Source organism: Achromobacter sp. 01N37, from assembly GCF_056399725.1.
In genome coordinates, this window is record NZ_JBFTRX010000005.1 from 877912 (window position 1) to 884023 (window position 6112).

The window sequence follows — 6112 nt, forward strand, 5'->3', positions numbered from 1 at the left end:
AAGCATGGAATGTCGTTTTGAAGACCGGCTGGCCGGCCGCGCGCTGAAGTTCGAGGGCTTTTGCTCCCGCATCGAAGCGCGCACCGCCGGCGAAGTCGCCCCCGCGCTGGCGGCCATTGAGGCCGCGCGGCAACAGGGGCGCTGGGTCGCCCTGTTGCTGGACTATGAACTGGGCGAATGGCTGTTGCCCGAAGCCACCCTGCCCGCGCCGGCCGGCCCGTGGTCGCCGCCGCAAGACGACGGCCGCGCCCGGCTGACCGCGCTGGTTTTCGAACGCAAGGTGGACGACACCCCCTGGGATGCGCCGGACGCTGCCAGCGCGCCGTCCGCCATCAGCCTGCCCGCCCCGCGCATGACCGAAGCCGCTTATGTGCGCCAGATCGACGCCATCCGCGGGCTGATCGGCGACGGCGAGCTCTACCAGGTCAATTTCACGCAGCCGCTGGACGTGCAATACCAAGGCGACGCCGCCACGCTCTACCGGCGCATCGCCAGCCGCAACCCGGTTGCCCACGGCGCATTCATCCAAGACGGCGCACGCACGGTGCTGTCGTTTTCGCCCGAACTCTTCGTCCGGCGCGATGGCCCCCGCCTGACGACCCGCCCCATGAAAGGCACCGCACCGCGCCACCCCGACCCGGTTGAAGACGTACGGCTGGGCCAGGAATTGCTGGCCAGCGAAAAGAACCGTGCCGAAAACCTGATGATTGTGGACCTGCTGCGCAACGACCTGGGCCGGCTGGCCGAGCCGGGTTCGGTCAAGGTCGACGCCCTGTTTTCGCTGGAACGCTACCCCACGGTCTGGACCATGACGTCCACCGTGTCGGCGCTGGCCCCCGACGCCACGCTGGCAGACGTGCTGACCGCCCTGTTCCCCTGCGGGTCGATCACCGGCGCCCCCAAAGTCGCCGCCATGCGCCGCATCCGCCAGATGGAAACCGCCCCGCGCGGCCTGTACTGCGGCAGCGTAGGCTGGCTGGCGCCGAATGGCGATTTTTCATTGAACGTCGCCATCCGCACGCTGGTGCTGGACCAGAACGGCCACGGCGTCTACAGCGTGGGCGGCGGCATCGTCCACGATTCCGACCCGGCGGAAGAATGGCAGGAATGCCACTGGAAGGCCCGCATCCTGCGGAGTTGAAGGGTGTTGCCGATCCGCGCGGCCAATCATCCACGCAGATAGGTAATGCCCAACGCGCAACCCATCAAACTCCTGCCACGTCACCACCGCCGGTAGTAGCATAGAGCGCGCCCCACCCCGCCCATTGCCCAGGAGAGTCCCATGCAACCCGAACTGATCGAGACCATCCTGGTCGATGCCGAACAACGCGTGCCGCTGCTGGCCCGCCACCTCGCGCGGCTGGAAGCGTCATGCAAGGCGCTGGGCTACGTCTGGGGCGGCCGCGCGGTGGAAGGCGACATCATGATCGCCGCCACGGGCCTGGTCACGCCCGGCCCGCACCGTCTGCGCCTGCTGGTCGCCCGCGACGGCAGCCGCCACATCCAGACGGCCATGCTGCCGCCACTGCCCGCCGTGCAGGAAGTGATGCTGGCGCCCGAGGCGCTGCGGTCTTCGGAACCGCTGCTGCGCTACAAGACCACGCATCGCCCCTGGTACACGAAGACCATCGAATGGCTGCCCGCGCATCCGCACATCTTCGACCTGCTCTATCTGAATGAACGCGGCGAACTGTGCGAAGGCAGCCGCAGCAACGTTTACCTGCGCATGGACGGCCACTGGTACACGCCGCCTGTCGACAGCGGCTGCCTGCCGGGCGTGCAACGCGGTGAACTGCTGGACACCGGCAACGTGCGCGAACGCGTGCTGACCCTGGCCGACTTGCACGCCGCCGACGAAATCCGCCTGTCCAACGCACTGCGCGGCTGGTTCAGCGTCACGCTGCGGGAAGCCTGACCCGCCCGTCCTGATCCGCAAACTGCTCCACCACCACCTGCCGCAGCCATTGATTGGCAGGCTCGCGGTGGTTGCGCGCATGCCAGAACACATTGATGACCGACTCCGGAATCTTCACCGGACAGGGCGCCGTCGCCAGCCCGAACGGCGTACAGGCGCAGTCGGCAAAGCGCTGCGGCACCACGGCAATCATGTCGGTGGCCTGCAAGACCGGCCCCACTGCGATGAAATGCGGCACCGTCAACCTCAGGCGCCGGCGAATGCCAGCCCGTGCAATCACCTCATCCACCACGCCATGCCCCGTGCCTTCGGAGACGATCGCCACATGCTCCGCCGCCCGAAACTGCTTGGCCGACACGCCTGAACGCGCTAGCGGATGGTCGTGCCGGAAGATGCATACATAGGGCTGGCTGAACAGTTTGCGTTGAAAGAAGCCGCTTTGCAGGCCGGGCAGAAAACCCATGGCCAGGTCGATGCGGCCACGCTCCATTTCGTCGCGGACGTCTATTGACGTGGTGCGCACGGTGCGTATCGTGACCCCCGGCGCGGCGGCGTCCAGCGCCCGCATCAGGCGCGGCAGGAAGTAGGTTTCGCCCACATCGTTCACGCCAATCACGAACGCCCGTTCGCTGCGCGCGGGGTCGAACACGGCGTGCGCGTTCAGCGTGCCATGCAACGCACCCAGCGCATCCGCGATGGGCCGGGCCAGCGCCTCGGCATATGGCGTGGGCACCATTCCGCGCGATGTGCGCAAGAACAGCTCATCCCCCAGCAGCTTGCGCAGCCGGCTCAGCGCGTTGCTGACGCCAGGTTGCGAGATGCCCAGGCTCTGGGCGGCAGCCGACACCCGGCCATGCTTATGCAGTTCGTTGAAGACGACCAGCAGGTTCAGGTCCACGTCTTTCAGGTTCATGCGTTTGTCTCCACCAATATTGATTTTGGTGATGTCTTCTATTGATCAGATTCTATTTATTTATTTCATCGCCTGCTCGATGATGAAGCGATAAAAAATAGGAGACAAACCATGCAGATCGACCCGCCCTGGCAGGGTGACGGTTCACACCGCATCCCCTTTGGCGTCTATACCGACGCCGCCCTGCACCAGCGCGAGCTGGAACGCTTTTTCTACCAGGCGCACTGGTGCTATGTCGGCCTGGAGGCCGAAATCCCCAACCCGGGCGACTTCAAACGCACGGCCGTCGGCGAACGCTCGGTCATCCTGCTGCGCGACAACGAGGGCCAGGTCCGCGTGGTGGAAAACGTGTGCGCACATCGCGGGGTGCAGTTCTGCCGGGAACGCTCCGGCAACCGCAGCGAATTCGTCTGCCCCTATCACCAATGGAATTACGACCTGCAAGGCAACCTGATCGGCGTGCCGTTCCGGCGCGGCGTCAAACAAGACGGCAAGATCAACGGCGGCATGCCCCCCGACTTCAAAACGGAAGACCACGGCCTGACCAAACTGGCGGTAGCCTGTAGAAACGGGGTGGTGTTCGCCTCGTTCGACCACGACGCCGAACCGCTGGAAGACTATCTGGGCCCCGACATCCTGCACTACTTCGACCGCGTTTTCGACGGCCGCGAATTGGTGATTCACGGCTACAGCCGCCAGCGCATTCCGGGCAACTGGAAGCTGATGCAGGAAAACATCAAAGACCCCTATCACCCCGGCCTGCTGCATACCTGGTTCGTCACCTTCGGCCTGTGGCGCGCGGACAACCGGTCTGAACTGAAAATGGACCGCCACTTCCGCCATGCCGCCATGATTTCCACGCGCGGCCAGGGCGGCAAGGGCAGCGTCACCAGCGGGGTGTCCAGCTTCAAGGAACAGATGTCGTTAAACGATGACCGCTTCCTGGACATCGTGCAGGAGCCCTGGTGGAACGGCCCCACCGCCGTGCTGATGACGCTGTTTCCCAGCGTGATCATTCAGCAGCAGGTGAATTCGCTGTCCACCCGCCACATCCAACCCGTGGGGCACGACGCCTTCGATTTCGTCTGGACGCACTTCGGCTTCGCAGATGACACGCCCGAGATGACGCGGCGGCGGCTGCGCCAGGCGAACCTGTTTGGCCCCGCCGGCTTTGTGTCGGCGGACGACGGCGAAGTCATCGAATTTTCGCAATCGGGTTTTCAACAGAAGCCGTGGCACCGCAGCGTGGCGGAACTGGGCGGCAAGACCGCCGAGAACACCGACCACATGGTGACCGAAACGCTGATCCGCGGCATGTACGCGTATTGGCGCCGCGTGATGGAGGCATGACGATGCTGGACTTTCCGCTCTACTACCAGTTGACCCGCCTGTACGCCGACTACGCCGCCGCGCTGGACGCCGAAGAATGGGAGAAATGGCCTGACTTCTTTCTGGAAGACTGCGTCTACAAAGTGCTGCCCCGCGAAAACCACGAACGCGGCTATGCGCTGGCGACGATGGCATTCGAAAGCCGCGGCATGCTGAAAGACCGCATCTACGGCGCCACCGACACAATCTTTCACGACCCTTACTACCAGCGCCACGTGGTCGGCGCGCCGCGCGTGCTGGCGGTCGACGACGACCGCATCGAATCCGAAGCGAACTACGCCGTGTTCCGCACCAAGCCCAACCAGCTGACCACCGTGTTCAACGTGGGCCGCTATCTGGACGTCGTGCGCCACACGCCGGACGGCCTGAAGTTTGAATCGCGGCTGTGCATTTTCGACAGCGAACTGATCCCGAATTCGCTCATCTACCCCATCTGAAGAGGAAAGCCGCATGAGTACGCAATGGATCAAGGCCATCGCCCGCGCCGACGTGCCGGAAGACGACGTTATCGCCGTGCAGGCAGGTGACCGCGAAATCGCGCTGTACGGCGTGGAAGGCGAGGTCTACGCCACCGACAACCTCTGTACGCACGGCAACGCCAGGCTATGCGACGGCTTCCTGACGGGCCACGAAATCGAATGCCCCCTGCATCAGGGCCGCTTCGACGTGCGCGACGGCCGAGCGCTGTGCTCGCCGCTGCGTGAAAACGTGATGACGTATCCCGTCAGGATCGAGGACGGAATAGTGTTCGTGGCGCTGTAAACGCGCGCGGCCGCCGAGAGGGGCTGCGCGACCCCAGCTGGCGCTCAGATCGCCAGCCGCAACGCCTCGTTCGCCGCCGCCATCCCCATGGCCGCGGTCACGGTCACCACCGACCCATATCCCGCGCAAGACAAGCCCTGCGGCGCAATGTTCTGCCCCGACGCGCCCAGGTCATCTTCGCCTTCCGTGGGACGCGTCCAGGCGTCAGGCAGGATGGCGGGCTGATCAAACCACAGCGCATGAATACCCATCTTCGGCACACGCTTGAGCGCTTTGCCGTTCTGATCAGACCCCCGCGGAAAGCCATGTTCCTTGCGCAGTTTGTTGCGCAGCTTGGCGAGCAAGGCATCGTTGACCGCCACCGACAAATCACCGGCCCGCAAGGCCAACGGATCGGTCTTGCCCCCCGCGCCCCCGCACAACAACATGGGAATTCCCAACGCACGCGCATGCAAGATCATGGCGATCTTGGCCGCGGCCTGGTCGGTGCAGTCGATGATGACGGTATAGGGGCCAGGCAGAACGTCGGCCACGTTTTCCGGCGACACGAAATCATCCACGCGGGTCAACCGGCATTCCGGGTTGATCGCCAACACGCGTTCCGCCATGGCATCGACCTTTGATTGGCCCAGCGTGGAAGACAGCGCGTGGATCTGCCGATTGACGTTGGATTCAGCGATATGGTCCAGGTCGATCAGCGTCAACGCCCCGACCCCGCAACGCGCCAACGCTTCGACGGTCCATGACCCGACTCCGCCAAGGCCAGCCACCGCAACGTGCGCAGTTTGCAGGCGTGCAGGAGCTTGGGGGCCGTACAACCGGGAGAGACCGCCGAAACGGCGTTCAAGGTCAGCGGGAGGGAGAGCGTGATCGGGGGAGGTCATGGCGGGTATTTTAGGGCAGGTTGTTGTTCGGGGAGGGACGGAGGGTTGTGCTTGGTGGGTACTGGCGTTGGTGCTTCTTGGCGTTAGGGCTTCGTAGGCGCTGGGGGTTAGTGCTTCGTAGGCGCTGGGGGTTAGTGCTTCGTAGGCGCTGGGGGTTAGTGCTTCGTAGGCGCTGGGGGTTAGTGCTTCGTAGGTCGCCCATCGGCGCGGTGGCCCTGACTGCGCGCGCCCACGATTGCGGTCCGGAGC

7 protein-coding genes are annotated in these 6112 nt (G+C 64.5%); 5 read left to right on the forward strand and 2 right to left on the reverse strand.

From position 1 onward, the window contains the following. Positions 1-4 precede the first annotated feature (4 nt). Together AC1DSJ_RS15515 and AC1DSJ_RS15520 are read left to right on the forward strand one after the other, a co-directional pair. Positions 5-1141 carry an aminodeoxychorismate synthase component I gene (locus tag AC1DSJ_RS15515; RefSeq protein WP_441370538.1) on the forward strand — a complete coding sequence of 379 codons (1137 nt, stop codon included), beginning with the start codon at positions 5-7 and terminating at the stop codon, positions 1139-1141. Between the two features lie 141 nt (positions 1142-1282). After that, entirely contained in the window at positions 1283-1915 is a 633-nt protein-coding gene (locus AC1DSJ_RS15520; protein WP_175170786.1) for an aminotransferase class IV family protein, read from the forward strand. Here AC1DSJ_RS15520 and AC1DSJ_RS15525 read toward each other — a convergent pair. Further along, complete coding sequence (locus AC1DSJ_RS15525) at positions 1896-2828, reverse strand: LysR family transcriptional regulator (RefSeq protein ID WP_346552205.1); 933 nt, start codon at positions 2826-2828, stop codon at positions 1896-1898. The two genes, AC1DSJ_RS15520 and AC1DSJ_RS15525, sit on opposite strands and share 20 nt — an antisense overlap. 111 nt (positions 2829-2939) lie before the next feature. Here AC1DSJ_RS15525 and AC1DSJ_RS15530 point away from each other — a divergent pair, with 111 nt between their 5' ends. From AC1DSJ_RS15530 to AC1DSJ_RS15540, 3 genes are read left to right on the forward strand one after another with little or no spacing between them, the layout of a single operon-like run. Then, on the forward strand, positions 2940-4178 hold the full coding sequence (locus tag AC1DSJ_RS15530; RefSeq protein WP_441370537.1) for an aromatic ring-hydroxylating dioxygenase subunit alpha: 1239 nt from the start codon (positions 2940-2942) through the stop codon (positions 4176-4178). A gap of 2 nt (positions 4179-4180) precedes the next feature. Then, a complete protein-coding gene (locus AC1DSJ_RS15535; protein WP_441370721.1) occupies positions 4181-4654 on the forward strand; it encodes an aromatic-ring-hydroxylating dioxygenase subunit beta in 474 nt (157 codons plus the stop codon). Positions 4655-4667: 13 nt separating this feature from the next. Beyond that, on the forward strand, positions 4668-4979 hold the full coding sequence (locus AC1DSJ_RS15540) for a non-heme iron oxygenase ferredoxin subunit (RefSeq protein ID WP_054428098.1): 312 nt from the start codon (positions 4668-4670) through the stop codon (positions 4977-4979). Positions 4980-5023: 44 nt separating this feature from the next. Here the strand turns inward: AC1DSJ_RS15540 and AC1DSJ_RS15545 are convergent, their stop codons facing one another. Next, complete coding sequence (locus AC1DSJ_RS15545; protein WP_175170783.1) at positions 5024-5863, reverse strand: tRNA threonylcarbamoyladenosine dehydratase; 840 nt, start codon at positions 5861-5863, stop codon at positions 5024-5026. Positions 5864-6112 lie beyond the last annotated feature (249 nt).

Bases quoted from the DNA above. Each gene is read 5' to 3' on its own strand.
- AC1DSJ_RS15515 (WP_441370538.1), top strand. From the start codon at position 5: ATGGAATGTCGTTTTGAAGACCGGCTGGCCGGCCGCGCGCTGAAGTTC.
- AC1DSJ_RS15520 (WP_175170786.1), top strand. From the start codon at position 1,283: ATGCAACCCGAACTGATCGAGACCATCCTGGTCGATGCCGAACAACGC.
- AC1DSJ_RS15525 (WP_346552205.1), bottom strand. From the start codon at position 2,828: ATGAACCTGAAAGACGTGGACCTGAACCTGCTGGTCGTCTTCAACGAA.
- AC1DSJ_RS15530 (WP_441370537.1), top strand. From the start codon at position 2,940: ATGCAGATCGACCCGCCCTGGCAGGGTGACGGTTCACACCGCATCCCC.
- AC1DSJ_RS15535 (WP_441370721.1), top strand. From the start codon at position 4,181: ATGCTGGACTTTCCGCTCTACTACCAGTTGACCCGCCTGTACGCCGAC.
- AC1DSJ_RS15540 (WP_054428098.1), top strand. From the start codon at position 4,668: ATGAGTACGCAATGGATCAAGGCCATCGCCCGCGCCGACGTGCCGGAA.
- AC1DSJ_RS15545 (WP_175170783.1), bottom strand. From the start codon at position 5,863: ATGACCTCCCCCGATCACGCTCTCCCTCCCGCTGACCTTGAACGCCGT.